Below are 24,555 nucleotides of genomic sequence, written 5' to 3'. Positions count from 1 at the left end.
GGCGGCACCGGTCCGCGGTTCGGTTCAGACCTCGGCGTCGCCGCCGACCGCCGTCCCCGCACCTTCGGCCGTCTCGGTGGACTCGGTGACCTCGTCCTCCGCCGTCTCCTCGTCCTCGGCCTCCGCGTTGCGGGCCATGCCCACCACCGCGTCGCGCTTTCCGAGGTTGATCAGTTGGACGCCCATCGTGTCACGTCCGGTTTCACGAACTTCGGAAACCCTCGTGCGGATCACCCCACCCGAGAGGGTGATCGCCATGATCTCGTCGGTGTCGTCGACCACCAGCGCGCCGACCAACGAGCCCCGACCCTCGACGATCTTCGCCGCCTTGGTGCCGTAGCCGCCGCGCCCCTGGACACGGTACTCGTCCACGGCGGTCCGCTTGGCGTACCCGCCGTCGGTGGCGGTGAAGACGTAGGTGCCCGGGCGGACGACGTTCATCGAGAGCAGTTCGTCGTCCTCGCGGAAGGCCATGCCCTTGACGCCGGAGGTGGCGCGGCCGGTGGACCGCAGCGCGTCGTCGGTCGCGGTGAAGCGGATCGACTGGGCCTTCTTGGAGACCAGCAGCAGGTCGTCCTCGGGGGAGACCAGCTCGGCGCCGATCAGCTCGTCGTCCCGGCCCTCCTCGTCCTGGCGCAGGTTGATCGCGATCAGGCCGCCGGAGCGCGGGGAGTCGTAGTCCTTCAGCGGGGACTTCTTCACCAGGCCGGCCCGGGTGGCCAGGACCAGGTACGGCTTGTCCTCGTAGGTGCGGACGGCCATCACCTGGGCGATGTGCTCCTCCGGCTGGAAGGCCAGCAGGTTGGCCACGTGCTGGCCGCGGGCGTCGCGGCCGGCGTCCGGCAGCTCGTAGCCCTTGGCGCGGTAGACCCGGCCCTTGTTGGTGAAGAACAGGATCCAGTTGTGGGTCGTCGTCACGAAGAAGTGGTCGACGATGTCGTCCTGCTTGAGCTGGGCGCCGCGCACGCCCTTGCCGCCGCGCTTCTGCGAGCGGTAGAGGTCGGAGCGGGTCCGCTTGACGTAGCCGCCACGGGTGATCGTGACGACGATGTCCTCCTCGGCGATGAGGTCCTCGATGGAGAGGTCGCCGTCCGAGGGGATCAGGGTCGAGCGGCGGTCGTCGCCGTACTTCTCGACGATCGCGGCGAGCTCCTCGGAGATGATCTCGCGCTGGCGGATCGGCGAGGCCAGGATCGCGTTGTACTCGTCGATCTTGCGCTGCAGCTCGTCGTGCTCGTCGGTGATCCGCTGGCGCTCCAGGGCGGCCAGGCGGCGCAGCTGCATCTCCAGGATCGCGTTGGCCTGGAGCTCGTCGATCTCCAGCAGGCCCATCAGGCCGGTGCGGGCGGCGTCGGCGCTCGCCGAGGCCCGGATCAGCGCGATGACCTCGTCGATCACGTCCAGGGCCTTGAGCAGCGCGCGCAGGATGTGGGCGCGCTCCTCGGCCTTGCGCAGCCGGAAGGTGGTGCGCCGGACGATGACCTCGACCTGGTGGTTGACCCAGTGCCGGATGAAGGCGTCCAGCGACAGGGTGCGCGGCACGCCGTCGACCAGGGCCAGCATGTTGGCGCCGAAGTTGGTCTGCAGCTCGGTGTGCTTGTACAGGTTGTTGAGCACGACCTTGGCGACCGCGTCGCGCTTGAGCACGACCACCAGGCGGGTGCCGGTGCGGGACGAGGACTCGTCGCGGACGTCGGCGATGCCGGCGATCTTGCCGTCCTTGACCAGGTCGGCGATCTTCAGCGCGAGGTTGTCCGGGTTGACCTGGTACGGCAGCTCGGTGATCACCAGGCACTGGCGGCCCTGGATCTCCTCGACCTCGACCACGGCGCGCATGGTGACCGAGCCGCGGCCGGTGCGGTAGTAGTCGTCGATGCCGCGGCGGCCGACGATCAGCGCGCCGGTGGGGAAGTCGGGGCCCTTGATCCGCTCGATCAGGGCCTCCAGCAGCTCCTCGGCGGAGGCCTCCGGGTTCTCCAGGTACCAGAGCGCGCCGGAGGCGACCTCGCGGAGGTTGTGCGGCGGGATGTTGGTGGCCATGCCGACCGCGATGCCGGTTGCACCGTTGACCAGCAGGTTGGGGAAGCGCGCGGGCAGGACGGTCGGCTCCTGCGAGCGGCCGTCGTAGTTGGGCGCGAAGTCGACGGTCTCCTCGTCGATGTCGCGCATCATCTCCATGGCCAGCGGCATCATCTTGCACTCGGTGTAGCGCATGGCCGCGGCCGGGTCGTTGCCCGGGGAGCCGAAGTTGCCGTTGCCGTCCACCAGCGGCATCCGCATCGACCACGGCTGGGCCAGGCGGACCACGGTGTCGTAGATCGAGGTGTCACCGTGCGGGTGGTAGTTGCCCATCACGTCGCCGACGACGCGGGCGCACTTGTAGTAGCCCTTCTCGGGCCGGTACCCGCCGTCGTACATCGCGTAGAGCACGCGGCGGTGCACCGGCTTGAGGCCGTCGCGGACCTCGGGGAGCGCCCGGCTGACGATCACGCTCATCGCGTAGTCGAGGTACGAGCGCTGCATCTCGGTCTCGAGCTCGACCGGCTCGATCCGCATGGTCGCCTGGGCGGTGGCCTCGGCGGCCTCGGGAGTCTCGGGCTGGTCGCCTTCGGGACGGTTGTCGTCGACCACTGGTGGTCAGTTTCCTTTCACGCGGACTGGTACGTGCGGGGCCTGGGGTGCAGGCGTCACACGTCCAGGAAGCGGACGTCCTTGGCGTTGCGCTGGATGAAGGAGCGGCGGGCCTCGACGTCCTCGCCCATCAGCACGGAGAACAGCTCGTCGGCGCGGGCGGCGTCCTCCAGGGTGACCTGGAGCAGCAGCCGGTGCTCGGCGTCCATCGTGGTGACCCGGAGCTCCTCGGCGTTCATCTCGCCGAGACCCTTGAAGCGCTGGATCGCGTCGTCCTTGGGCAGTCGGCGCCCGGCCTCCACGCCGGCGGCGACCAGCGCGTCGCGCTCGCGGTCGGAGTAGGCGTACTCGAAGTCGTCCTTGCCCCACTTGATCTTGTACAGCGGCGGCATGGCGAGGTAGACGTACCCGGACTCGACCAGCGGCCGCATGAAGCGGAACAGCAGGGTGAGCAGCAGGGTGCGGATGTGCTGACCGTCGACGTCGGCGTCCGCCATCAGGACGATCTTGTGGTAGCGCAGCTTGGAATCGTCGTAGTCCTCCTGGATGCCGCAGCCGAAGGCCGAGATCAGCGCCTGGACCTCGGTGTTCTGCAGCACCTTGTCGATCCGGGCCTTCTCGACGTTCAGGATCTTGCCGCGGATCGGCAGGATGGCCTGGGTGCGCGGGTCCCGGCCCTGCTTGGCCGAGCCGCCTGCGGAGTCACCCTCGACGATGAAGATCTCGCACTCGGACGGGTCCTTGGACTGGCAGTCCGAGAGCTTGCCCGGCAGCGAGGCGGATTCCAGCAGGCCCTTGCGGCGGGTGAGGTCGCGGGCCTTGCGGGCGGCGACGCGCGCGGTGGCGGCCTGGATGGACTTGCGGATGATGTCCGCGGCCTCGTTGGGGTTGCGGTCCAGCCAGTCGTTCAGGTGCTCGTTGACGACCTTCTGGACGAAGGTCTTCGCCTCGGTGTTGCCGAGCTTGTCCTTGGTCTGGCCCTCGAACTGCGGCTCGCCGAGCTTGACCGAGATGATCGCGGTCAGACCCTCGCGGATGTCCTCGCCGGAGAGGTTGTCGTCCTTCTCGCGGAGCAGCTTCTTGTCCCGCGCGTAGCGGTTGACCAGGCCGGTCAGCGCGGCGCGGAAACCCTCCTCGTGGGTACCGCCGCCGTGGGTGTGGATGGTGTTGGCGAAGCTGTAGACCCCCTCGGTGTAGGAGGAGTTCCACTGCATCGCGATCTCCACCGAGATCGCCTTGTCCTTGTCCTCCGCCTCGAAGTCGATCACCGAGGGGTGGATGACCTCGCCCTTGCGGGAGTTGAGGTGGGCGACGAAGTCGGCGATGCCGCCGTCGTATTTGTACGTGACGGTGAGCGGCTTGCCCTCCTCGTCCACGTGCTCGGGGCGCTCGTCGGTCAGCGAGATCGACAGGCCCTTGTTGAGGAAGGCCATCTCCTGGAAGCGCCGGGAGAGCGTCTCGAAGGAGTAGACGGTGGTCTCGAAGATGTCGGCGTCGGCCCAGAAGGTCACCGTGGTGCCGGTGCGGTCGGTCTCCGCGCCCTTGACCAGGGCGGCGGTCGGCGCGCCCATCTTGTAGTCCTGGGTCCAGATGTGGCCGTCCTTGTGGATCTCCACCGAGAGCCGGGTGGACAGCGCGTTCACGACCGAGACGCCGACGCCGTGCAGACCGCCGGAGACGGCGTACCCGCCGCCGCCGAACTTGCCGCCGGCGTGCAGGACGGTGAGCACGACCTCGACGGCGGGCTTGTCCTGGCCGGGGACGATGTCCACCGGGATGCCGCGGCCGTTGTCGACGACGCGGATCGCGCCGTCGGCCATGATCGTGACGTCGATGGTGTCGGCGTACCCGGCCATCGCCTCGTCGACGGAGTTGTCCACGACCTCCTGCACCAGGTGGTGCAGGCCGCGCTCACCGGTGGAGCCGATGTACATGCCGGGGCGCTTGCGGACGGCGTCGAGGCCTTCCAGCACCTGGATGTTGCTACCGGTGTAGGAAGCCTGGTCGGTCTGGTCTGGGGTCTGGCTGGGGTTGCCGGAATCGGCCACGAAGCGCCCTCTCTGGCACAGCACGGGCCGCAATCCCGCCCCGTGCGGGCGAGCGTGCGACCACGGCGTTTCGACTCGGTTGCCACTAGCAACAGTGTTTGGCTTTCAGTCTACCGGTACGACTGACAGAGATGGGCGTTTGGCAGCCCCTGAAGGCAGATACGCCGCCCTGAATCCCCTCTGCACATGTCCCGATACTCGACCCGGGGGCCTGAGGCGCCTGGAAGGGCTGTCAGGGGTTCCGGAAGATCGCGGTCCGGACGTGCCCGCTAGCCCCAGGTGTCGCCCGGGCCCTTGCTCCCCGGCGCGCGCAGCCGGCCGTAGCCGCGGACCGGCGCGGCCGGGCCGAGCACCTTGATGGTCCGGACCGTGCCGTGGCCCAGCTCGTGGTTCAGACGGGCCACCAACTGGCGTGCCAGCCAACGAAGTTGGGTGGCCCAGGCGGTGGAGTCGCACTGCACGGTGAGGATCGCGGCCGCCTCGTCGTAGGAGGAGGGATGGCAGTGCGCGGCGATGTCCGGGCCGACGATCTGCGGCCAGCGGCCCATCACCCCACCGACCGCGGCGGAGGACTCCCAGCCGCGCTCGGTCAGCAGCCGGTTCAGCGCCGCGCCCAGCGGCACCGGATCACGGCCGTCCGAGCGGGCGCCGCTGCGCAGACCGTGCCGCTTCGCCTCGCGCTTCTGCTGGACCTGCTCACCGCGCTGACGGGCCTGGGCGCGGGCCGCCCGCAGGGCGGACCGGGCGAGGTCGGCCCCGGTGGGCTCGGCGGCGCCGGGGCCGGGGGAGGTCCCCGCCGACTCGCTCACGGCGATCTCCTTTCCCCAGCCTGTGGACAACCCGATGAGCCGTCCAGCCTACGGGAGCGCGCGGACACCGGGCGTCGGCGCGTGCCGCGCTCCGGGTGCGGTGCAGTGCGGTGTGGTGGGCGCGGGATCAGGCGTCGATCCGGCGCACGGCGCCGTCGGCGACCGCGAACCGGGCACCGGCCAGCGCCTTCGGCACGTCCTCGGCCACCGCGGCGGTCACCAGCACCTGCTCGCCACCGGCCACCAGCTCGGCCAGCCGGTCCCGGCGGGCGGCGTCCAGCTCGGCGAACACGTCGTCCAGGATCAGCACCGGCTCGCCGCCGTCGGCGCGCAGCAGCTCGTACGAGGCCAGCCGCAGCGCGAGCGCGTACGACCAGGACTCGCCGTGGCTGGCGTAGCCCTTGGCGGGCAGCGGGCCGAGCTTGAGCACCAGCTCGTCGCGGTGCGGCCCGACCAGGGTGAGCCCGCGCTCGACCTCCTGCTTGCGGACCGCCTGCAGCGCCTGCAGCAGTTGCTCCTCGGCCTGTTCACGGCTGGTCGGCAGCTCGCCCTCGAAGGAGCTGCGGTACTCCAGCGCGGTCTCGCCGCCGCCCGGCGCCAGTTGGCCGTACGCGGCCGTCACCAGCGGCTGCAGGGCGGTCACCAGCTGGATCCGGAAGGCCGTCAACTCGGCTCCGGCGCGGGCCAGATGGCCGTCCCAGACCTCCAGGGTGGACAGGTCGGCACCTTTGCCGCCGCCGGCCCGACGGGCCATCGCGGCGGTCTTCAGCAGGGCGTTGCGCTGCTTGAGCACCCGCTCGTAGTCCTGCCGGACCCCGGCCAGCCGGGGCGCGCGGGCGGTCAGCAGCTCGTCCAGGAAGCGCCGGCGCTCGCCCGGATCGCCCTTGACCAGGCTGAGGTCCTCGGGGGCGAACAGCACGGTCCGCAGCAGGCCCAGCACGTCGCGCGGTCGGACGTTGTCGGAGCGGTTGATCCGGGCCCGGTTGGCCTTGCCCGGGGTGAGCTCCAGTTCGACCAGGGTGGAACGGCCGCGGTCCACGACCGAGGTGCGGATCACCGCCCGTTCGGCGCCCAGCCGGATCAGCGGGGCGTCGGTGGCGACCCGGTGGCTGCCCAGCGTGGCGACGTAGCCGATCGCCTCGACCAGGTTGGTCTTGCCCTGGCCGTTGGGCCCGACGAAGGCCGTCACGCCCGGGTCGAGGGGAACCTCGGCCCGGGCGTACGACCGGAAGTCGGCGAGCGACAGGTGCGCGACGTGCATGCTGTGGACTGCGCCCGCCTTCTGTGGAGAACTCTTCGGTTACTTGGACTCGACCGCGTGGCCGCCGAACTGGTTGCGCAGCGCGGCGATCATCTTCATCTGCGGCGAGTCGTCCTGGCGGGAGGCGAAGCGGGCGAACAGCGAGGCGGTGATCGCGGGCAGCGGCACGGCGTGGTCGATCGCGGCCTCGACGGTCCAGCGGCCCTCGCCGGAGTCGGCGGCCCAGCCGCGCAGCTTGTCCAGGTGCTCGTCCTCGTCCAGGGCGCGGACGGCCAGGTCCAGCAGCCAGGAGCGGATCACGGTGCCCTCCTGCCAGCTGCGGAAGACCTCGCGCACGTCGGTGACCTCGGGGGCGGCCTCGAGCAGCTCCCAGCCCTCGGCGAAGGCCTGCATCATCGCGTACTCGATGCCGTTGTGGACCATCTTGGCGAAGTGGCCGGCGCCCACCGCGCCCGCGTGCACCGAGCCGAAGTCGCCCTCCGGCTTGAGCGCGTCGAAGACCGGCTGAACGCGCGCGACGTGCTCGGCGTCGCCGCCGTACATCAGCGCGTAGCCGTTCTCCAGGCCCCAGACGCCGCCGGAGACGCCGCAGTCGACGAAGCCGATGCCCTTGGCGGCCAGCGCCTCGGCGTGCTTGATGTCGTCGGTCCAGCGGGAGTTGCCGCCGTCGACGACGACGTCGCCGGGGGAGAGCAGCTCGGCGAGCTCGTCGACGGTCGCCTGGGTCGCGGCGCCGGCCGGGACCATCACCCAGACCACGCGGGGGCCCTGGAGCTTGTTGACGAGCTCCTGCAGGCTCTCGACGTCGGAGATCTCCGGGTTGCGGTCGTAGCCGACGACGGTGTGGCCGGCGCGGCGGATCCGCTCGCGCATGTTGCCGCCCATCTTGCCGAGACCGATGAGGCCGAGCTCCATGACCAAATCCTTACTGTGGGGACGTGCCTGCCGGCGGCGCCGTTGCCGCACGCCTCGAGCCTACGCTTCCGACGGAGGCGGGCTCCGCGCGGTCGGGCCGACCGGGGGAGACGTCCACAGGCTGTGCACAGCGGGTGTGCACAGCCTGTGGGTGACGGACGGCGCCGACGGTCAGCCCGACAGGCGGACCGGCATGATCAGGTACTGGTAGGCCTTGTCCTCCTCGGCGTCCACCGAGACCTTGCCGCTCAGCAGGGCCGGCTTGGTCGGGGTGGTGAAGCTCAGCTGGGCGAACGGGGAGTCGATGGCCTTGAGGCCCTCCTCCAGGTAGCCCGGGTTGAAGGCGATCGAGATGTCGTCGCCCTCGAGGTCGGCCTCGATCCGCTCGGTGGCCTGGGCGTCGTCGCCCGACCCGGCCTCCAGGGTCAGCACGCCCTGCTCGAAGTTGAGCCGGACCGGGGTGTTGCGCTCGGCGACCAGCGAGACGCGCTTGAGCGCCTCCAGGAAGGGCTGGGTCTGGATCGCGGCGACCGCGCTGAACTCGGTCGGGAAGAGGCTGCGGAACTTGGGGAACTCGCCCTCCAGCAGCCGGGTGGTGGTGCGGCGGCCGGCGCCCTCGAAACCGATCAGGCCCTCGCCCGCGCCGCCCGAGGAGAGCGCGATGGAGACGGTGTCGCCGCTGCCCAGGGACTTGGCGATGTCCTGCAGGGTCTTGGCGGGCACCAGGGCGACCGCGGAGATGTCCGACTGCTCGGGCTTCCACAGCAGGTCGCGGACGGCGAAGCGGTAGCGGTCGGTGGCGGCCAGGGTGATCCGGTCGCCCTCGATCTCGACCCGGACACCGGTCAGCACCGGCAGGGTGTCGTCCCGGCCGGCGGCGACCGCGGCCTGGCTGACCGCGGCGGCGAAGACGTCACCGGAGACGGTGCCGGTGGCGGTCGGCATCTGTGGCAGGGCCGGGTACTCGTCCACCGGCAGGGTGGGCAGGGTGAAGCGGGAGCTGCCGCAGACCACGCTGACCCGCTGGCCGTCGGTGGAGATCTCCACCGGCCGGTTGGGGAGGTTGCGCGAGATGTCGTTGAGCAGGCGACCGGAGACCAGGACGGTGCCGGCCTCCTCGACGTCCGCCTCCAGCTCGACCCGGGCCGAGACCTCGTAGTCGAAGCCGGACAGCGCCAGGCTGCCCTCCTGCGCGGTCAGCAGCAGGCCGGCCAGCACCGGCACCGGCGGCCGTGCCGGGAGGCTGCGGGCAGCCCAGGCCACCGCCTCCGCGAGGACGTCACGCTCCACCCGGAACTTCACCGGTAACCGCCTCCTGGATCGAGCGCTCCCGCTCGCACTCTGGTTCGTCTGATCTTGATCGTCGGTCCGCCTGTCCGCCGAGCGCTACCACTCCGCTTCCAGTCGCCAAGGACAGTCTGACGTACTCCACCGACAGACGGGGCAGACGGGCGGAAGCAAGCCGAACAGATGTCGGGGCGCGGTTGTCCACAGATTTCGGGCCCACCCACTTTGAAAGCAGGCTCACGGTCTATCTGTGTAGCGGTAGTAGTAGGGCCTGTGGAAACCGTGGATAACCCCGTTTCCGCAGGTCAGCGCCCGAATTTTGTCCACAGTAGGTGTGGACGGCGGCTGTGGACGGACAGGTCGCGCTGTGGACAGCCGAGCGTTACCCACAGGGCACGCTGGGTATCCACAGGTTATCCCCAGGACTGTCCCCAGATCCGGGCCCGGTTATCCACGGGCCCCGGTCAACTTTTCGTGACGCCTTTCACACCGGGGCATGAACAGCAGCTCACGGTTGTCGAACTGTGGACCCGGCTGTGGACAACCTGGGGATAACCGCCCGGCGCCTGGGGACAACCGGTGGATAACCCGGATGGCCCACTGGTGGGCCGTCAATTGTCCACACCCTGTGGATAACCGTTGTGCACAAGTCCACAGGCACCTGACCTGCGCCGAAGAGCGTAGCGGTGACGGGCCTGTGGACGAATTCTGGATAACTCCGGACTCCCCAGCCTGTGGACCGTGCGGAAGGGGCCCGTCCTGTGGACAACTGCCCTGCGCGCCCTCGGTTTTCGAATCACCGGTCAGTTGTTCGGCGCGGGCTGTGGACTGGTGGAACGTCCGTCGACCGGATCCCTGCCCAGCCGGAGCCCGACGCACACCTGTGGAAACGTGGAAAGGGCGTCAGGATCGCTCCTGACGCCCTTTCCCGGCCGGCTGGCCCGACGGGCCCGACTCGGCGCCGCGGCCTAGCTCTTGATGCGGTTGGTGAGTTCGGTGACCTGGTTGTAGATGGAGCGCCGCTCGGCCATCAGCGAGCGGATCTTGCGGTCCGCGTGCATCACCGTGGTGTGGTCGCGGCCGCCGAACTGGGCGCCGATCTTCGGCAGTGACAGGTCGGTGAGCTCCCGGCACAGGTACATGGCGATCTGCCGGGCCGTCACCAGCACCCGGCTGCGCGAGGAGCCGCAGAGGTCGTCCACGCCCAGGCCGAAGTACGCGGCGGTCTGCTGCATGATGACCTGCGCGGTGATCTCCGGTCCGGCGTCCTCGTCCCCGCCGGGGATCAGGTCCTTGAGGACGATCCCGGCCAACTCCAGGTCCACCGGCGCCCGGTTGAGGTTGGCGAAGGCGGTGACCCGGATCAGGGCGCCTTCCAACTCCCGGATGTTGCGGGTGATCCGGGACGCGATGAACTCCAACACGTCGGCCGGGGCGTTCAGTTGCTCCTGGATCGCCTTCTTGCGCAGGATCGCGATCCGGGTCTCCAGCTCCGGCGGGGTGACGTCGGTGATCAGGCCCCACTCGAAGCGGTTGCGCAGCCGGTCCTCCAGCGTGGTCAGCAGCTTGGGCGGCCGGTCCGAGGACAGCACGATCTGCTTGTTCGCGTTGTGGAGGGTGTTGAAGGTGTGGAAGAACTCCTCCTGGGTGGACTCCTTGCTCGCCAGGAACTGGACGTCGTCCACGAGCAGGATGTCCATGTCCCGGTAGCGGCGGCGGAAGGTGTCCGCCTTGCCGTCCCGGATCGAGTTGATGAACTCGTTGGTGAACTCCTCCGAGGACACGTAGCGCACCCGGGTGCCCGGGAAGAGGCTGCGCGAGTAGTGCCCGATGGCGTGCAGCAGGTGGGTCTTGCCCAGCCCGGACTCGCCGTAGATGAAGAGCGGGTTGTACGCCTTGGCCGGGGCCTCGGCGACCGCCACCGCCGCCGCGTGGGCGAAGCGGTTGCTGGCGCCGATGACGAAGGTGTCGAACAGGTACTTGGGGTTCAGCCGGGCGGCCGGTTCGTCCTTGCGCGAGCCGCCGGCCGGCGGAGCGCCGGGCGGGGCGGGCACTCCGGGGACGGCGGGGCGGTCGGCGGACCGCTCCGGGGCGGCCTTCTCGGCCGGGCGGCCACCGGCCGGCCGGGCGCCGTGACCGCGGCGGCCGGCGCCGGCGCGCGGCTGCTCGCCGGGGCCGGGGCCGTACGCGCCGCCGAACAGGTCGCCCTGGGTGGTGGAGGGCGGGCTGGGCAGCGGCCGCGGCGCCGGGCGGGGCGCGGGCTCCTCGGGCTCGTACGGCGCCGGCGGCTCCTGGTAGCCGGGCCAGGACTGGGCCGGCTGGCCGCCGTAGGGCGCGGGGCGGTGCTCGTAGCCGCCGGTGTCGTAGCGGGGGCGCTCGTAGTCCTGCTCGTACGGCTGCTGCTGGTAGCCCTGGCCGCCGTAGCCGGAGTCCTCCTCGGCCGGGCCCGGGTAGGGCTCGGCGGGGGCCTGGGCGGCGGGCGCGGGAGTGGTCGGCACGGCGTTGGCGTCGACCATCACGGCGATCCGGACCGGCCGGTTGAGCTCGCGGCTGAGCGCGTCGGTCAGCTGGGGCAGCAGCCGACCCTCCAGCACCTGCTTGGCCCGCTCGTTCGGGGTCGCCAGCAGGGCGGTGTCGTGCATCATCCACATCGGCTGGGTGCGCTGCACCCACTGTTTGTCCATCTCCCCGACGTCGGGGTCGCTGACCAGCCGCTCGACGACCCTCGCCCAGACCGGGACGAGGTCGCTGTTGACATCAGCCACTGGTGCACGCTTTCCAAGAACAAACCAGACAAGTCCTGCAACGGTAGTCAGCGAACAGAGACGGATCAAGTCGTTGTCCACAGGCTGTGGGTAAACGGCCTCCGGGCGGCTGGTTTGACCCTCGCGCCCCGTCCCGCGTACCGTAACCAGGTCGAGTTGTCGATGGCCGCTGCCGCATGTCCGCGGGTCCACCCGCTCCATAAGGCGCGCAGCACGGGCGCCGTGGATTGCCTCAGACCCCAGCCGAACTGGGGCGACGGGCCGGATTTCCGAATCAGGGGAGATCACGCGGACGCACGGTGACGGCCAAGCGACTCCCCGTCATCCTACGATTCACCTCAGGAGCCCCCGAGTGAGCAAGCGCACCTTCCAGCCGAACAACCGTCGTCGCGCGAAGACCCACGGCTTCCGGCTGCGTATGCGTACCCGCGCCGGCCGCGCCATCCTGGCCGCTCGCCGTGGCAAGGGCCGCGCCAGCCTGTCCGCCTGATCCACGCCAGAGTCTGTTGTGCTGCCCTCCGAGAATCGGCTGCGGCGGCGCCAGGACTTCGCGACCGCGGTGAAACGCGGTCGCCGGGCCGGTCGGCCCCTTCTGGTCGTCCATCTCAGCAGAGACGGTGACCCGCAGGGGCAGACCGACCGGACCAGCGACTCCCGCCCGCACGTCGCCGAGGGGACTCCTTCGGCGCGTGCGGGTTTCGTCGTGAGCAAGGCCGTTGGCCCGGCGGTCGTTCGCAACCTGGTCAAGCGCCGGTTGCGCCATCTCGTCCGTGATCGTCTGTCCGGGCTGCCCGCCGGTAGCCTGATAGTGGTGCGTGCGCTGCCCCAGGCCGCGACCGCGTCGTACCAGGATCTCGAGCGTGACCTGGACGCGGCGCTGAAGCGGTTGCTGAGGGCCGAGCCCGCCGCAACGGCGCCGACGGGAGCAGGGCGATGAAGTACCTGCTGATGGGTCTGATCAGGGTCTACCAGTGGACCATCAGCCCACTGCTCGGTCCGGTGTGCCGCTACTACCCCTCCTGCTCCCACTACGGCTACGAGGCCGTCAAGGTGCACGGGGCGGTCAAGGGCGGCGGGCTGACCGTCTGGCGCATCCTGCGCTGCAACCCCTGGTCGCCCGGTGGGGTCGATCACGTCCCGCCACGCAAGCATCCGGTTTGGCACCGGCGTTTGCGAGACTGGCTGAACAGCCGGTCCGCCGCCGACAAGTCGGTGACCGCCATCTCCGCCGGTCCGGACCCCGAGGGCCCGGCGCCCACTGGCCCCGAGCGGCCAATCCACCTGTCCAAGGAGCCTGACCGGTGACCTTCGGTTTTCTGAGTCCCCTGTACACGGCGGTGTCCTGGATCATCGTCCAGTTCCACTCGCTGTACAGCAACATCTTCAACCCGGACGGTGGCTGGGCCTGGGGACTGGCCATCGCCTCGATGGTGGTCGTCATCCGGATCTGCCTGATCCCGCTCTTCGTGAAGCAGATCAAGGCGACCCGGGCCATGCAGGCGATCCAGCCGAAGATGAAGGCCATCCAGGAGCGCTACAAGAACGACCGGCAGCGCCAGTCGGAAGAGATGATGAAGCTGTACAAGGAGGCGGGTACCAACCCGTTCTCCAGCTGCCTTCCCATCATCGTCCAGGCCCCGTTCTTCACCGCCCTCTACGGCGTGCTGTCCAACGTCGCCAAGGGTCACGACATCGGTGTGATCCACGGCGACCTGCTGGTGAGCGCCGGCAAGGCGCACATCTTCGGCGCCCCGCTCTCCGCAACCTTCGTCAGCAGCCCCGAGACCAGCGTCAAGATCGTCACCGCGGTGATGATCGTGATGATGTCGCTGTCGCAGTTCGTCACCCAGCGCCAGCTGATGACCAAGAACGTCGACCTCACGGTCAAGACGCCGTTCATGCAGCAGCAGAAGATGCTGATGTACGTCTTCCCGGTCATGTTCGCCGTCATGGGCATCAACTTCCCGGTCGGTGTCCTGGTCTACTGGCTGACCACCAACGTCTGGTCGATGGGCCAGCAGCTGGTCGTCATCCGCAACAACCCGACCCCGGGCAGCAAGGCCTTCCAGGAGCGCCAGGCGCGCCTGAAGAAGGCCGGCCGACTGCGCGCGGACGGTACGGAGATCAAGGGCGCGCTCTGGGGCATGCTGCCCCCGTCCAAGGCGGCCATCGCCGAGGCGGCCTCCGCCGCGGCCGTGGTCGAGGAGTCGGTCCGGGCGGGCCGCCAGCAGCCCCGTCGCCAGACCAAGGCCCAGCGCCAGCACGGCGGTGCCACCCAGGCGACCGAGCCGGGCGCGGACACCCCGGTCGAGCAGCCCGCCGAGCAGCCCGCCGAGGAGACCGTCGCGGCCGACTCCGGTGCCAAGCCGGCGGCCGCCAAGCAGACCGCGGCCAAGTCCGGCGGCACCAAGCAGGGCACCCGGCAGCAGCCCAAGCGCGGCGGCCAGCGGCCGAAGAAGAAGTCCTGACCGGCCCCTGGCCCGTTGTGGCAGCTGCGAAGAGCTTCGTTCCCCGCCCGCCAGCCGGGCCCATCTCCGAAGGAGTCCATCAGTGACGGAAGGCACCACCTCCGCCGTCGAGGCCGAGGCCGCCGCCAGCGCCGACGAGAGCCTCATCTCCCGCCTGGAGCAGGAGGGCGACATCGCGGCGGACTACCTGGAGGGTCTGCTCGACATCGCGGACCTCGACGGTGACATCGACATGGACGTCGAGGGCGACCGCGCCCTGGTCTCCATCGTCAGCGACGGCAACGACCGCGCGCTGCAGCGCCTGGTCGGCCAGGACGGCGAGGTGCTGGAGGCCCTGCAGGAGCTGACCCGGTTGGCTGTCCACCGGGAGACCGGCGAGCGCAGCCGCCTCATGCTGGACATCGCCGGCTTCCGGGCCCGCAAGCGCGAGGAGCTGGCCGCCCTGGGCGCCAAGGCCGCCGAGCAGGCCAAGAGCACCGGCGAGCAGGTCAAGCTGCGACCGATGACGCCGTTCGAGCGCAAGGTCGTCCACGACGCGGTCGCGGCCGCCGGTCTGCGCAGCGAGTCGGAGGGCGAAGAGCCCCAGCGGTGCGTGGTCGTGCTGCCGGCCTGAGGCCGGCGGATCGATGACCGGTCGTCGCGGCGACCGGTGAGCCCAACCGGACTCGACCCCGTCCGCCTCGTGCGGGCGGGGTCGTTGTTCCTCCTGGGATGTTTCACGTGAAACAGTGCGTTGAGCGGGTCGGTGGATCCGGAGATCGGAGAGGTCGAGATGGACACGGAGAGCGCGGCCACCGGCCGTCCGGGGGCGGACGTGAACCCTGATGCCGAGGAGCGGGCCGCCGAGGCGGCCGGGGCACCCGAGGCACCCGAGCTGGACGTGCTGGCCGAGGCGCCGGCCGCCGCCCGGGAGGTCTTCGGCGACCGCTTCGACGCCGCCGTCCGCTACACCGAGCTGCTGGCGACCGCGGGTGTCCGGCGCGGGCTGATCGGCCCGCGCGAGGTGCCCCGGCTGTGGGACCGGCACGTGCTCAACTGCGCGGTGCTGGCCGAGCTGCTGCCCGCCGGCTCCACCCTGTGCGACGTCGGCTCCGGTGCCGGCCTGCCGGGCATCCCGGTGGCGCTGGCCCGCCCGGACGTCTCGGTGACCCTGCTGGAGCCGCTGCTGCGCCGGACCACCTTCCTGGAGGAGGTCGTCCGGGAGCTGGCGCTGGAGAACGTCACGGTGCTGCGCGGCCGCGCCGAGGAGATGGTCGGCAAGCTGGCGGTGGACGTGGTGACCGCCCGGGCGGTGGCGCCGCTGGACCGGCTGGCCGGCTGGGGCCTGCCGCTGCTGCGTCCGCACGGGCAGATGTTGGCGCTCAAGGGCGACAGCGCCGAGCAGGAGCTGGCCGACTCGCGCGCCGGGCTGGCCAAGCTGGGCGCCGTCGAGTGGAGCGTGATCTCGGTCGGCGAGGGCACCCTGGAGACCTCGACCCGGGTGATCCAGGTCAAGGCGGGGGAGAGCCCCGGTGGCGTGAAGGCCGCGACCCGACGGGCCAAGGTGGCCCGGGCCGGTCGCAACGCGGGAGCCAAGAACGGTGCCGCCGGCCGGGGTGCCAGGCGCCGCGGCCGCTGAGCCGAAACAGCCGTGACGACGGGCGGACGGTCCTCCTGAGGGGGAACCGTCCGCCCGTCGTCGTTCAGGTGACTGGCGGGCCGACGGTGGGACATCGGAGTGTCGCAACGTCAGATTTCCGGCATAGCGGGCATGGTGTTTCACGTGAAACGTCGCTCCCTGCTCTCCGGAATCCTTGCTCGCGGCCGGACGGCGACTGTTGCCGCTCCGGTTTCACGTGAAACACTGAGCCCCATGCAGGACTCGGAGACCATCGACCAGATCGATGACACGCCCATCGCGCGGGCTGCCCAGGCTGCGGTTCAGGCGATCGGCCGAGCGGGCGAGGGGCTGCCCCGGCCCGCCGCCACCCGGGTGATCGTGGTCGCCAACCAGAAGGGCGGGGTGGGCAAGACCACCACCACCGTGAACATGGCCGCCTCGCTGGCCATGCACGGGCTGCGCGTCCTGGTGGTCGACCTGGACCCCCAGGGCAACGCCTCCACCGCCCTCGGCATCGACCACCACGCCGAGGTGCCGTCCATCTATGACGTCCTGGTCGAGGGCAAGCCCCTGGCCGACGTGGTCCAGCCGGTGGTGGACGTCGAGGGGCTCTTCTGCGTCCCCGCCACCATCGACCTGGCCGGTGCCGAGATCGAGCTGGTCTCCCTGGTGGCCCGGGAGAGCCGGCTGCAGCGCGCCATCGCCGCCTACGAGCAGCCGCTGGACTACATCCTGATCGACTGTCCGCCCTCGCTGGGCCTGCTGACGGTCAACGCCCTGGTGGCCGGTCAGGAGGTGCTGATCCCGATCCAGTGCGAGTACTACGCGCTGGAGGGCCTCGGCCAGCTGCTGCGCAACGTCGAGCTGGTGCGCGCGCACCTCAACCCCGCGCTGCACGTCTCGACCATCCTGCTCACCATGTACGACGCCCGGACCAGGCTGGCCGCCCAGGTCGCCGAGGAGGTCCGGACCCACTTCCAGAACGAGGTGCTGAGCACGGCGATCCCGCGCTCGGTCCGCATCTCGGAGGCGCCCAGCTACGGGCAGACGGTGCTGACCTACGACCCGGGCTCGACCGGGGCGCTCTCGTACCTGGAGGCCGCCCGCGAGCTCGCGCTGCGCGCGGTCGGTCAGGGCGGCTCGCTGGTGGGTCAGCAGCGGGGCGGCAGCGGTACGGGGCACGGCGCCCCGGTGGCACAGCACGGTACGACGGAGGGTCATCAGTGAGTGGTCGCAGGGGTCTGGGACGAGGGCTTGGGGCGCTGATCGGCCCGGCCGCGCCGGCGGACGGCGGGTCGGCGCAGCCGGTCGCCGCCACGCCCGCGCCGGCCTCGGTGGTGACGGCCGACGCGACGTCGCCGGCCTCGGTGCCGGTGCTGCCGGGCGGTCGCGCCACGGTGGCGGCCCGGGCGGCCGCCGGCCGACGGGCGGAGCAGCCGACCCCGGTCCCCGGCGCCTCCTTCGCCGAGCTGCCGCTGGACGCGATCACCCCCAACCCGCGCCAGCCGCGCGAGGTGTTCGACGAGGACAAGCTGGACGAGCTGGTCAAGTCCATCCAGGAGGTCGGCCTGCTCCAGCCGATCGTGGTGCGCCAGGTCGCGGCCGAGCGCTACGAGCTGATCATGGGGGAGCGCCGCTGGCGCGCCTCCAGGGAGGCGGGGCTGGAGCGGATCCCGGCGATCGTCCGGGTCACCGAGGACGACAAGCTGCTGCTGGACGCGCTGCTGGAGAACCTCCACCGGGCCGAGCTGAACCCGCTGGAGGAGGCGGCCGCCTACGACCAGCTGCTGCGGGACTTCTCCTGCACCCACGAGGAACTCGCCGACCGCATCGGCCGCTCGCGCGAGCACGTCTCCAACACGCTGCGGCTGATGAAGCTCACGCCGTCCGTCCAGCGCCGGCTGGTGGCCGGAACGCTGATGGCCGGGCACGCGCGGGCCCTGCTCGGTGTGCCGGACGCCGACGAGCAGGAGCGGCTGGCCAAGCGGATCATCGCGGAGGGTCTCACGGTGCGCAACATCGAGGAGATCGTCAAGGTGATGAAGCTGGAGCAGAAGCCCCGGCGTCAGACGCCGAAGGCGGGCAAGATCATCTCCCCGGCGTTCAACGACCTGGCGAGCCGGCTGTCGGACCGCTTCGACACCCGGGTCAAGGTCGAGGTGTCGCAGCGCGGCGGCAAGCTGGGCAAGGGCAAGGTGGTGCTGGAGTTCGGTTCGGTGGAGGACCTCAACCGGATCCTGGACAGCATGGCTCCCGGTGAGGACGGTCTGCGGCTGTCGCAGGGCTGAGCCCGTCCGGACCGGGGGCAACGACCCGATGGGTGCATGTGCCACGTGAGCGCTGTTTCACGTGAAACATGCACCCATCGGCGTTCGTGGGGGAATGCTCGACCGTGAGAGGGAGGAGGAGGTACGGGCCATGGGACGCCGGATCGCGCCGCTGACGCTGGACAACCTCGCGGACCTGCCGACGGGCTGCCGCTCCTGCGTGTTCTGGGAGCTGGACCCGGTCAGCGCGAAGGAGGCGGTGGAGTCGGGCAAGCCCGAGCTGGAGAAGGAGGGGTGGATCTCCGCGGTGCTGCTGGAGTGGGGGTCCTGCGGCCGGATCGTCTACGTGGACGACCAGCCCGCCGGTTTCGTGCTCTACGCGCCGCCCGCGTACGTTCCCCGCTCGCAGTCCTTCCCGACCAGCCCGGTCTCGCCGGACGCCGTTCAGCTGATGGTCAGCCGGGTGCTGCCGGGCTACCAGCGGCAGGGCCTGGGCCGGGTGCTGGTGCAGACCGTCGCCAAGGACCTGCTGGGGCGCGGGGTGCGGGCGATCGAGGCCTTCGGCTCGGCGGGCCGGGTGCCGACCAGCTGCGTACTGCCGGCCGACCACCTGCTCGCGGTCGGCTTCAAGACCGTACGGCCGCACCCGCGCTACCCGAGGCTGCGGCTGGAGGCCCGGACCACGCTCTCCTGGCGCGGCGACGTGGAGGGGGCGCTGGAGCGGCTGCTCGGCGGCGGGAGGAAGGAGCCGGCCCTGCGGCCGTTCTGAGCGGCGCAGCGAAAACGGCGGCGGGGTTCCCCGGGTGGGGACCCCCGCCGCCGTTCGGTCGGTGACCGGAGGACCTAGATCAGGCCGTCCAGCTCGCGCAGCAGCGCGGCCTTCGGACGGGCACCGGTGATCTGCTTCACCGGCTGGCCGCCCTTGTAGAGGATCAGGGTCGGGATCGAGATGACGTTGTACTCGGCGGCGGTCACCTGGTTGGCGTCCACGTCGAGCTTGGCAACGGTCAGCTTGTCGCCCTGCTCGGCCGCGATCTCCTCCAGGATCGGGGCGACCTGGCGGCACGGGCCGCACCAGGTGGCCCAGAAGTCGACCAGTACGGGCTTGTCGCTCTCCAGGACGTCGGACTTGAACGTCGCATCGGTGACGATGGTGGCGCCGGCCACGGGAACTCCTCGGGTAGGACGGAGGGGGTGCTGCCAGGTGAACAACGGGCGGGCCCGTTCTGTTTCTGCCTGGCCGGGGCGGGGGTGTTTCACGTGGAACACCCCCGCGGGGTTCGGTCGGTGGCGAGGGGGTCAGACCGCGACGGCGGCGGCCTTGTTCTCCGCGTCGTCCAGCGCGGCCAGGTAGCGCTCGGCGTCCAGCGCGGCGGAGCAGCCGGTGCCGGAGGCGGTGATGGCCTGGCGGTAGGTGTGGTCCACGACGTCGCCGGCGCCGAAGACGCCCTCGATGTTGGTCCGGGTCGAGGGGGACTCGACCTTCAGGTAGCCCTCGGCGTCGAGGTCGAGCTGGCCCTTGAACAGGTCGGTGCGCGGGTCGTGGCCGATCGCGATGAACAGGCCGGTGACCGCCAGCTCGCGGGTCTCGCCGGTGGTGGTGTCGCGCAGGGTGACGCCGGTCAGCTTCGGGTCGCCGTGGATGGCCTCGACCGCGCTGTCCCACTCGAAGCGGATCTTGGGGTCGGCGAAGGCGCGCTCCTGCATCGCCTTGGAGGCGCGCAGGGTGTCGCGGCGGTGGATGATCGTGACGCTCTTGGCGAAGCGGGAGAGGAAGGTCGCCTCCTCCAGGGCCGTGTCGCCGCCGCCGACCACGGCGATGTCCTGGTCGCGGAAGAAGAAGCCGTCGCAGGTCGCGCACCAGGAGACGCCGCGGCCGGAGAGCTTGTCCTCGTTCGGCAGGCCGAGCTTGCGGTGCTGGGAGCCGGTGGTGACGATCACGGCGCGGGCCTTGTGCACGTTGCCCTCGGAGTCGGTGACGGTCTTGATGTCACCGGTGAGGTCGACCGCGACGATGTCGTCCGGGATCAGCTCGGCGCCGAAGCGCTCGGCCTGCGCCCGCATGTTGTCCATCAGCTCGGGGCCCATGATGCCGTCCCGGAAGCCCGGGAAGTTCTCGACCTCGGTGGTGTTCATCAGCGCACCACCGGCGGTGACGGCCCCCTCGAAGACCAGCGGCTTGAGGGAGGCACGGGCCGTGTAGAGCGCAGCCGTGTACCCGGCCGGGCCGGAACCGATGATGATCACGTTACGGACGTCGCTCACTGCTTCTCCTGGTTCGCATCGCGACCCGCGTTTGCTGCGGGGAGGGCGGTCCTGCTCCGCCGCCCGGGACAACGACTGACCAGTGTCTCGCATTCCCAGGCGGATCAGTACCAGGCGCCCGAACTCCGGAAGCGGCGTGGCGTCCTGGTCGTCGATCGCATGGGAACGGCCCGCCGGTGGCTGGGAAAGCGGGGCTCAGTGGCCGGGGACGGTCTGGTGCAGGACGACCGGGCCACAGTCGGGGGAGCGCAGGTAGACGTCCACGAAACCGGGTCGGCCGGGGCTCGGGTAGACCAGGACCTCGACCGGGGCGCCCAGGTAACTGCCCTGGTCGGTGGCCAGCGGGGCGCCCGGGGCGGGGGCCGGGCAGGCGGTGGGGGAGGCCGGGGCGGCGGGTGAGGTGGGGCCGGAGAGCTCCGGCCGGACGCCCTCGGCGGGGGCGGCGCCGGACTTGGCCGGTTCCGAGGCGCGCAGCCCGGGCTCGGTGCCGGAGCGGGCCAGCAACTGCTGGACCTGCGCGGCGAGCCGGTCCTCCCGGTAGACGGTGCCGGGGCCCGAGAGGTGTGGGGTACGGGCGCTCTGGTCCTGGGCGACACCGGTCGCGGCGGCCGAGGCGGCGGAGGTGCCGGAGTCGCCGGAGTGGTCCAGCAGCAGGGCGCCGCCGAGGCCGAAGGCGGCCAGTGCGGCGGCGGCACCGAGCAGCACGGCGAACCGCCGGCGGCGGAGCCGGGGACGGCCGGGTCCCGAAGAGGCGGCCGGGCGGGGCGGCGGCGCGGAGGGCGCCGGGACGGCGCGTACGGGCGTCGCCGGGGCCCCTGTCCGGCCGGTGGTGGCGGAGGCCTGCCGGGGGCGCTCCGGCGGGCGCTGCGCGCTCCGGGCCGCGGAGCGGTCGGCGAGGGCCGCCTCGGCGAGGGCGGCGTCCAGCCGGGCGGCGACGTCGGCGGGCACCGGTTCGGGCTCGACGGCGCCGAGCAGCGCCTGCACCTCGGTCAGGGCGTCGGCGGTCCCGCGGCACTCGGCGCAGCCGTCCAGGTGCCGGTGCAGCGCCTCGGCGGCCCCGGCGGGCTCGACCAGGCCCTCGGCGAGGTCGGCGAGCTCCTCGACGGAGGGGTGGGCGTCGGCGGGCTCGGGGGAGGAGAGGGGGGCGGTCATCGCGTGCTCGCATCTCCTTCCAGCATCGTGCGGCCGGTGCTCGGGCCTGTCCCTGTGACGGTGCGCGGGCCCGTCGGGTTCCCCTGGGCGTCGCGGCGCGGTGGCGGGGCCGCTCCGGGCGAGCCGGAGGCCCCGCGTCCCGGCGCCCGGCGCCCCGGTGTTTCACGTGAAACATCCCGCTCCCCGCGCGCCCCGTCGTCCGTCTCGCGCAGGTGCCGGACCAGCGGGAGCAGCCGGGCCCGGCCCCGCGCGCAGCGGCTCTTCACGGTGCCGACCGGGACGCCCAGCAGCTCGGCGGCCTCCGCGACCGGATAGCCCTGCATGTCCACCAGGACCAGCGCGGCCCGCTGCTCGGCGGGCAGCTCGGCGAGGGCCGCGGTCAGCTCGCGGTGCACCTCGTTCCGGACCACCGGGGAGTCGGCCGGCTCGGCGGTGCCGACCAGGCTGTCCAGCCGCTGCGGGTCGTCGTCCAGCGGGGTGGTGCGCCGGGTGGCGCTGCGTCGGGCGCGGTCCAGGCAGGCGTTTACCACGATCCGGTGCAGCCAGGTGGTGACCGCCGAGCGGCCCTGGAAGCCGGGGGCGGCGCGGAAGGCGGAGACCAGGGCGTCCTGGAGGGCGTCCGCGGCCTCCTCGCGGTCGCCCAGGGTGCGCAGGGCGACCGCCCAGAGCCGGTCGCGGTGGCGGTTCACCAGCACGCCGAAGGCGTGCGGATCGCCGGCGACGTGCCGGGCGAGCAATGCCGCGTCGTCCTCCGCCACTGTCACCCCTTGACCCCTTGCCGTCGTTCCGGTGCGCCGGGGTGCGGTCAGCCGAAGACCTTGACCTCGGCGACCTTGCCCTGGAACCTGCCGTCGCCATCCTTCGGCAGAGCGGTCAGCCAGATCAAGAGGTAACGCGTGGTGATCGGGGAGTCGAGGGTGTAGTCGGCGCTGGGGCCGGACTTCTTGCCGACGACGGTGAAGTTCTCCGGCCTGGTCCCCGGCGGGTTGGCGCCGGCCGTACCGGGCACCCGCAGCTCCGCGGTGTGCTCGCCGATGAACTGGACGTCCACCGAGGAGACCGACTGCGGCGAGCCGAGGTCGAGCAGCAGGCCGGTGCCCGACTTGAGGGAGGGCGGCTTGGGGCCGAGCTGGTCGTTGTACCAGTTGGTGGTCCAGGCGGTGCCCGGATCGCCGTCGATGGCGTTCTTGACGCTGGCGGTGCCTTCGGGCCCGTCGCCCAGCGGGTTGAAGGACTGCGCGTCCTTGACGGTGATCGGCACGGGGGCGTGCGTCGTCGTCCCGTGCGGGCTCGGCGCGGCGGTGCTGACCGAGGGCTGCGGGGTGGCGACGGCCTGGCCGGTGTGGCGCAGGCTGCCGACGAACTGCCAGGAGGCGACGCCGATCGCGCCCAGCGCGACCGTCCAGGCGGTGGCCTTGACCACTCGGCGCAGCCGGCGCCGGGTGCGCCGGGCGGCGGTCGGCCGGGAGGAGGCCGGCAGCGGGGCGACCGTCGTGTCGGCGACCCGGGTGGGGTTGGGCGCGGTCGGCAGGGCGTGGGTGTTGTGCCGGGGCGGCGTCGGGAAGGCCGGCAGCTCCGGCTCGGGCTGGCGGATCCGGGGCAGCTGCGCGATCGCCCGGACCAGCTCCTCCGGGGTGGTGATCGGCGCGGCGTGGTGCGGCGGGTGGTCGAACAGGGCGCGCGCCGCGAGCTCGGACAGGCCCTTGTGGACGCCCGCGCGGACCTGGTCCGGCGCGGCGTTCTGCAGGCCCTTGGGCAGCCCCTTGAGGTCGTAGCGGTCCTCGGGGTACGGCCAGCGGTGGGTGAGCGCGGCGAACAGCAGCGCGCCGATCGCCCGGGTGTCGGTGCGCTGGGCGTCCTCGGTGGAGTCCTCCGGGGGGAGCCCGCGCAGGGCGGCGTCCACCGCGATGCCGTTGATCCGGTACTGGCCGCTGTCGGTGCGCAGCACGCAGCGCGGGGTGAGCCGCAGGTGGGCCTTGCCGCGGCGGTGGGCGGCGGCGACGGCGTCGGCGACCTGGCGGACCATCTGGTACGCCTCGTGCGGCTCCATCGGGCCGTTCACCAGCAGCTTGGCGAGGTCGGAGGCGTGCGGCAGCCACTCCCGCACGACGTAGACCAGCTCGTTCTCCTGGACGGCGTCCAGCACCTGGACGAAGCGCGGGTCGCCGAGCAGTGCTGCGGACTTGGCGGCGGCCAGCACCTTGCGGGCCCGCTGGTGGCCGGAGGCCATCAGGTGGACGCCGACGGCCCGGCGCAGCTTCTCGTCGACGGCGCGCCAGCTGCTGAAGGTCTCGGTCTGGGAGATGCACTCCTCGAGCAGGTACCGGTTGCCGATCTTGTCGCCGCTGTGCCGCATCGGCGCGGGGAGGGTGCGCGGGAGGGTGGCGGTGTCCCGCGGGTCGACCGTGGGCTGGGGGTCGGTCGGGCGGCGCTTGGCGGGGGCGGTCTCCGGCGCGGGCGCGGGTTTCTTCCGCGGGGAGCCGGCCGCCAGTTCGGCGGCGATCTCGTCGACCGAGAGCGGGGCGGTGATCTCCGAGGTCTCCTCGCTGACGGCGGTCTCCCGGTCCGGCTCGGCGTCCGGGCCGGTGTCCGGGTCGCCTTTCGGGGCGTCGTCCGGGTCGCCTTGCGGGGCGGGGGGAGCGTCCTCGTCGTCCGCCACGGAGGGATCCGAGGAGGCGTCCGTGGAGGCTTCTGTGGAGGCGTTCGCGGAGGCCTTCGCGGAGCGGGCGTCGACGGTGCCCGCCGGCGCGGTCTTCGCGCGCCCGAGCTCGTCGATCGCCGCAGCCAGCGCGGCCTCGTCCGCCGCCGCGTCAGCTGCTGACGTGTCGACGACCGCCTTGGTGCCATCAGCCACCGTGGTCCTGCCTCCCCTTGTGTCGCCCCGGCTGAGAGAGTCGCTGGAGCCCGCGGATCGGCCGCCCTGTGCTCCAGGACAATTGTGCCCACTCTTCTCCACCGGGTACGACCGCTGAGACGTCCGCTCGGTTGCCTGCGGGTGGAGAGATGTCGTGCAGATCCCACACCGGGCCGCCACCTCGCGGTCCGTGGGTTCCGGCAGCGGGGGGCGGGCCGGAATCGAGCCGGACG

Annotated in this window: 21 protein-coding genes; 9 read left to right on the top strand and 12 right to left on the bottom strand. The window is 71.5% G+C overall.

Features of this window, described 5'->3' with window-relative positions:
- Positions 1 to 24 precede the first annotated feature (24 nt).
- From gyrA to dnaA, 7 genes are all read right to left on the bottom strand, one after another.
- Positions 25 to 2,556 carry a DNA gyrase subunit A gene (gene gyrA / locus ACWCYO_RS00615; RefSeq protein ID WP_270151112.1) on the bottom strand — a complete coding sequence of 844 codons (2,532 nt, stop codon included), beginning with the start codon at positions 2,554 to 2,556 and terminating at the stop codon, positions 25 to 27.
- A gap of 131 nt (positions 2,557 to 2,687) precedes the next feature.
- A complete protein-coding gene (gyrB, locus tag ACWCYO_RS00610; protein WP_449782912.1) occupies positions 2,688 to 4,703 on the bottom strand; it encodes a DNA topoisomerase (ATP-hydrolyzing) subunit B in 2,016 nt (671 codons plus the stop codon).
- A gap of 245 nt (positions 4,704 to 4,948) precedes the next feature.
- Positions 4,949 to 5,488: a DUF721 domain-containing protein gene (locus ACWCYO_RS00605; RefSeq protein ID WP_270145673.1), complete on the bottom strand. Its 540-nt coding sequence runs from the start codon at positions 5,486 to 5,488 to the stop codon at positions 4,949 to 4,951.
- 127 nt (positions 5,489 to 5,615) lie between these two features.
- On the bottom strand, positions 5,616 to 6,749 hold the full coding sequence (gene recF / locus ACWCYO_RS00600; protein WP_449782911.1) for a DNA replication/repair protein RecF: 1,134 nt from the start codon (positions 6,747 to 6,749) through the stop codon (positions 5,616 to 5,618).
- A gap of 39 nt (positions 6,750 to 6,788) precedes the next feature.
- Complete coding sequence (gene gnd, locus ACWCYO_RS00595; protein ID WP_449782910.1) at positions 6,789 to 7,664, bottom strand: phosphogluconate dehydrogenase (NAD(+)-dependent, decarboxylating); 876 nt, start codon at positions 7,662 to 7,664, stop codon at positions 6,789 to 6,791.
- Positions 7,665 to 7,835: 171 nt separating this feature from the next.
- On the bottom strand, positions 7,836 to 8,966 hold the full coding sequence (gene dnaN, locus ACWCYO_RS00590) for a DNA polymerase III subunit beta (RefSeq protein WP_270145678.1): 1,131 nt from the start codon (positions 8,964 to 8,966) through the stop codon (positions 7,836 to 7,838).
- Between the two features lie 953 nt (positions 8,967 to 9,919).
- On the bottom strand, positions 9,920 to 11,716 hold the full coding sequence (gene dnaA / locus ACWCYO_RS00585) for a chromosomal replication initiator protein DnaA (RefSeq protein WP_449782909.1): 1,797 nt from the start codon (positions 11,714 to 11,716) through the stop codon (positions 9,920 to 9,922).
- Between the two features lie 352 nt (positions 11,717 to 12,068).
- On the opposite strand from dnaA, the gene rpmH reads away from it, so the two are divergent.
- The 9 genes from rpmH to ACWCYO_RS00540 all read left to right on the top strand — a co-directional run bounded on the left by rpmH (position 12,069) and on the right by ACWCYO_RS00540 (position 18,820).
- Positions 12,069 to 12,206 (top strand): 50S ribosomal protein L34, encoded by a 138-nt coding sequence (gene rpmH / locus ACWCYO_RS00580; RefSeq protein WP_030059672.1) that lies wholly within the window; start codon positions 12,069 to 12,071, stop codon positions 12,204 to 12,206.
- An 18-nt stretch (positions 12,207 to 12,224) separates the two neighbouring features.
- Positions 12,225 to 12,653: a ribonuclease P protein component gene (gene rnpA / locus ACWCYO_RS00575; RefSeq protein ID WP_270145684.1), complete on the top strand. Its 429-nt coding sequence runs from the start codon at positions 12,225 to 12,227 to the stop codon at positions 12,651 to 12,653.
- A complete protein-coding gene (gene yidD / locus ACWCYO_RS00570) occupies positions 12,650 to 13,021 on the top strand; it encodes a membrane protein insertion efficiency factor YidD (protein ID WP_270145686.1) in 372 nt (123 codons plus the stop codon). Before rnpA ends, yidD begins: the two co-directional genes overlap by 4 nt.
- Positions 13,018 to 14,184 carry a membrane protein insertase YidC gene (gene yidC / locus ACWCYO_RS00565; protein WP_449782908.1) on the top strand — a complete coding sequence of 389 codons (1,167 nt, stop codon included), beginning with the start codon at positions 13,018 to 13,020 and terminating at the stop codon, positions 14,182 to 14,184. Before yidD ends, yidC begins: the two co-directional genes overlap by 4 nt.
- Before the next feature lie 82 nt (positions 14,185 to 14,266).
- On the top strand, positions 14,267 to 14,797 hold the full coding sequence (locus ACWCYO_RS00560; protein WP_449782907.1) for a Jag family protein: 531 nt from the start codon (positions 14,267 to 14,269) through the stop codon (positions 14,795 to 14,797).
- Positions 14,798 to 14,956: 159 nt separating this feature from the next.
- Positions 14,957 to 15,802 (top strand): 16S rRNA (guanine(527)-N(7))-methyltransferase RsmG, encoded by an 846-nt coding sequence (gene rsmG / locus ACWCYO_RS00555; RefSeq protein ID WP_270145692.1) that lies wholly within the window; start codon positions 14,957 to 14,959, stop codon positions 15,800 to 15,802.
- 261 nt (positions 15,803 to 16,063) lie between these two features.
- Entirely contained in the window at positions 16,064 to 17,011 is a 948-nt protein-coding gene (locus tag ACWCYO_RS00550; protein WP_333493561.1) for a ParA family protein, read from the top strand.
- Positions 17,008 to 18,072: a ParB/RepB/Spo0J family partition protein gene (locus tag ACWCYO_RS00545; RefSeq protein ID WP_449782906.1), complete on the top strand. Its 1,065-nt coding sequence runs from the start codon at positions 17,008 to 17,010 to the stop codon at positions 18,070 to 18,072. Before ACWCYO_RS00550 ends, ACWCYO_RS00545 begins: the two co-directional genes overlap by 4 nt.
- A gap of 130 nt (positions 18,073 to 18,202) precedes the next feature.
- Positions 18,203 to 18,820, top strand: coding sequence for a GNAT family N-acetyltransferase (locus tag ACWCYO_RS00540; protein ID WP_270145696.1), 618 nt, complete (start codon positions 18,203 to 18,205; stop codon positions 18,818 to 18,820).
- A 74-nt stretch (positions 18,821 to 18,894) separates the two neighbouring features.
- Here the strand turns inward: ACWCYO_RS00540 and trxA are convergent, their stop codons facing one another.
- The 5 genes from trxA to ACWCYO_RS00515 all read right to left on the bottom strand — a co-directional run bounded on the left by trxA (position 18,895) and on the right by ACWCYO_RS00515 (position 24,322).
- Positions 18,895 to 19,218, bottom strand: a complete 324-nt coding sequence (trxA, locus tag ACWCYO_RS00535) for a thioredoxin (RefSeq protein ID WP_270145697.1) — start codon at positions 19,216 to 19,218, stop codon at positions 18,895 to 18,897.
- A gap of 132 nt (positions 19,219 to 19,350) precedes the next feature.
- Entirely contained in the window at positions 19,351 to 20,316 is a 966-nt protein-coding gene (trxB, locus tag ACWCYO_RS00530; protein WP_270145699.1) for a thioredoxin-disulfide reductase, read from the bottom strand.
- Positions 20,317 to 20,511: 195 nt separating this feature from the next.
- A complete protein-coding gene (locus ACWCYO_RS00525) occupies positions 20,512 to 21,468 on the bottom strand; it encodes a hypothetical protein (RefSeq protein WP_449782905.1) in 957 nt (318 codons plus the stop codon).
- Positions 21,465 to 22,232, bottom strand: a complete 768-nt coding sequence (gene sigM, locus ACWCYO_RS00520) for an RNA polymerase sigma factor SigM (protein WP_449782904.1) — start codon at positions 22,230 to 22,232, stop codon at positions 21,465 to 21,467. Before sigM ends, ACWCYO_RS00525 begins: the two co-directional genes overlap by 4 nt.
- Before the next feature lie 41 nt (positions 22,233 to 22,273).
- Entirely contained in the window at positions 22,274 to 24,322 is a 2,049-nt protein-coding gene (locus ACWCYO_RS00515; protein WP_449782903.1) for a serine/threonine protein kinase, read from the bottom strand.
- Positions 24,323 to 24,555: the final 233 nt, after the last annotated feature.

It is taken from the genome of Kitasatospora sp. NPDC001683, assembly GCF_053596495.1.
This window is presented reverse-complemented; position numbering and strand designations above follow the sequence as displayed.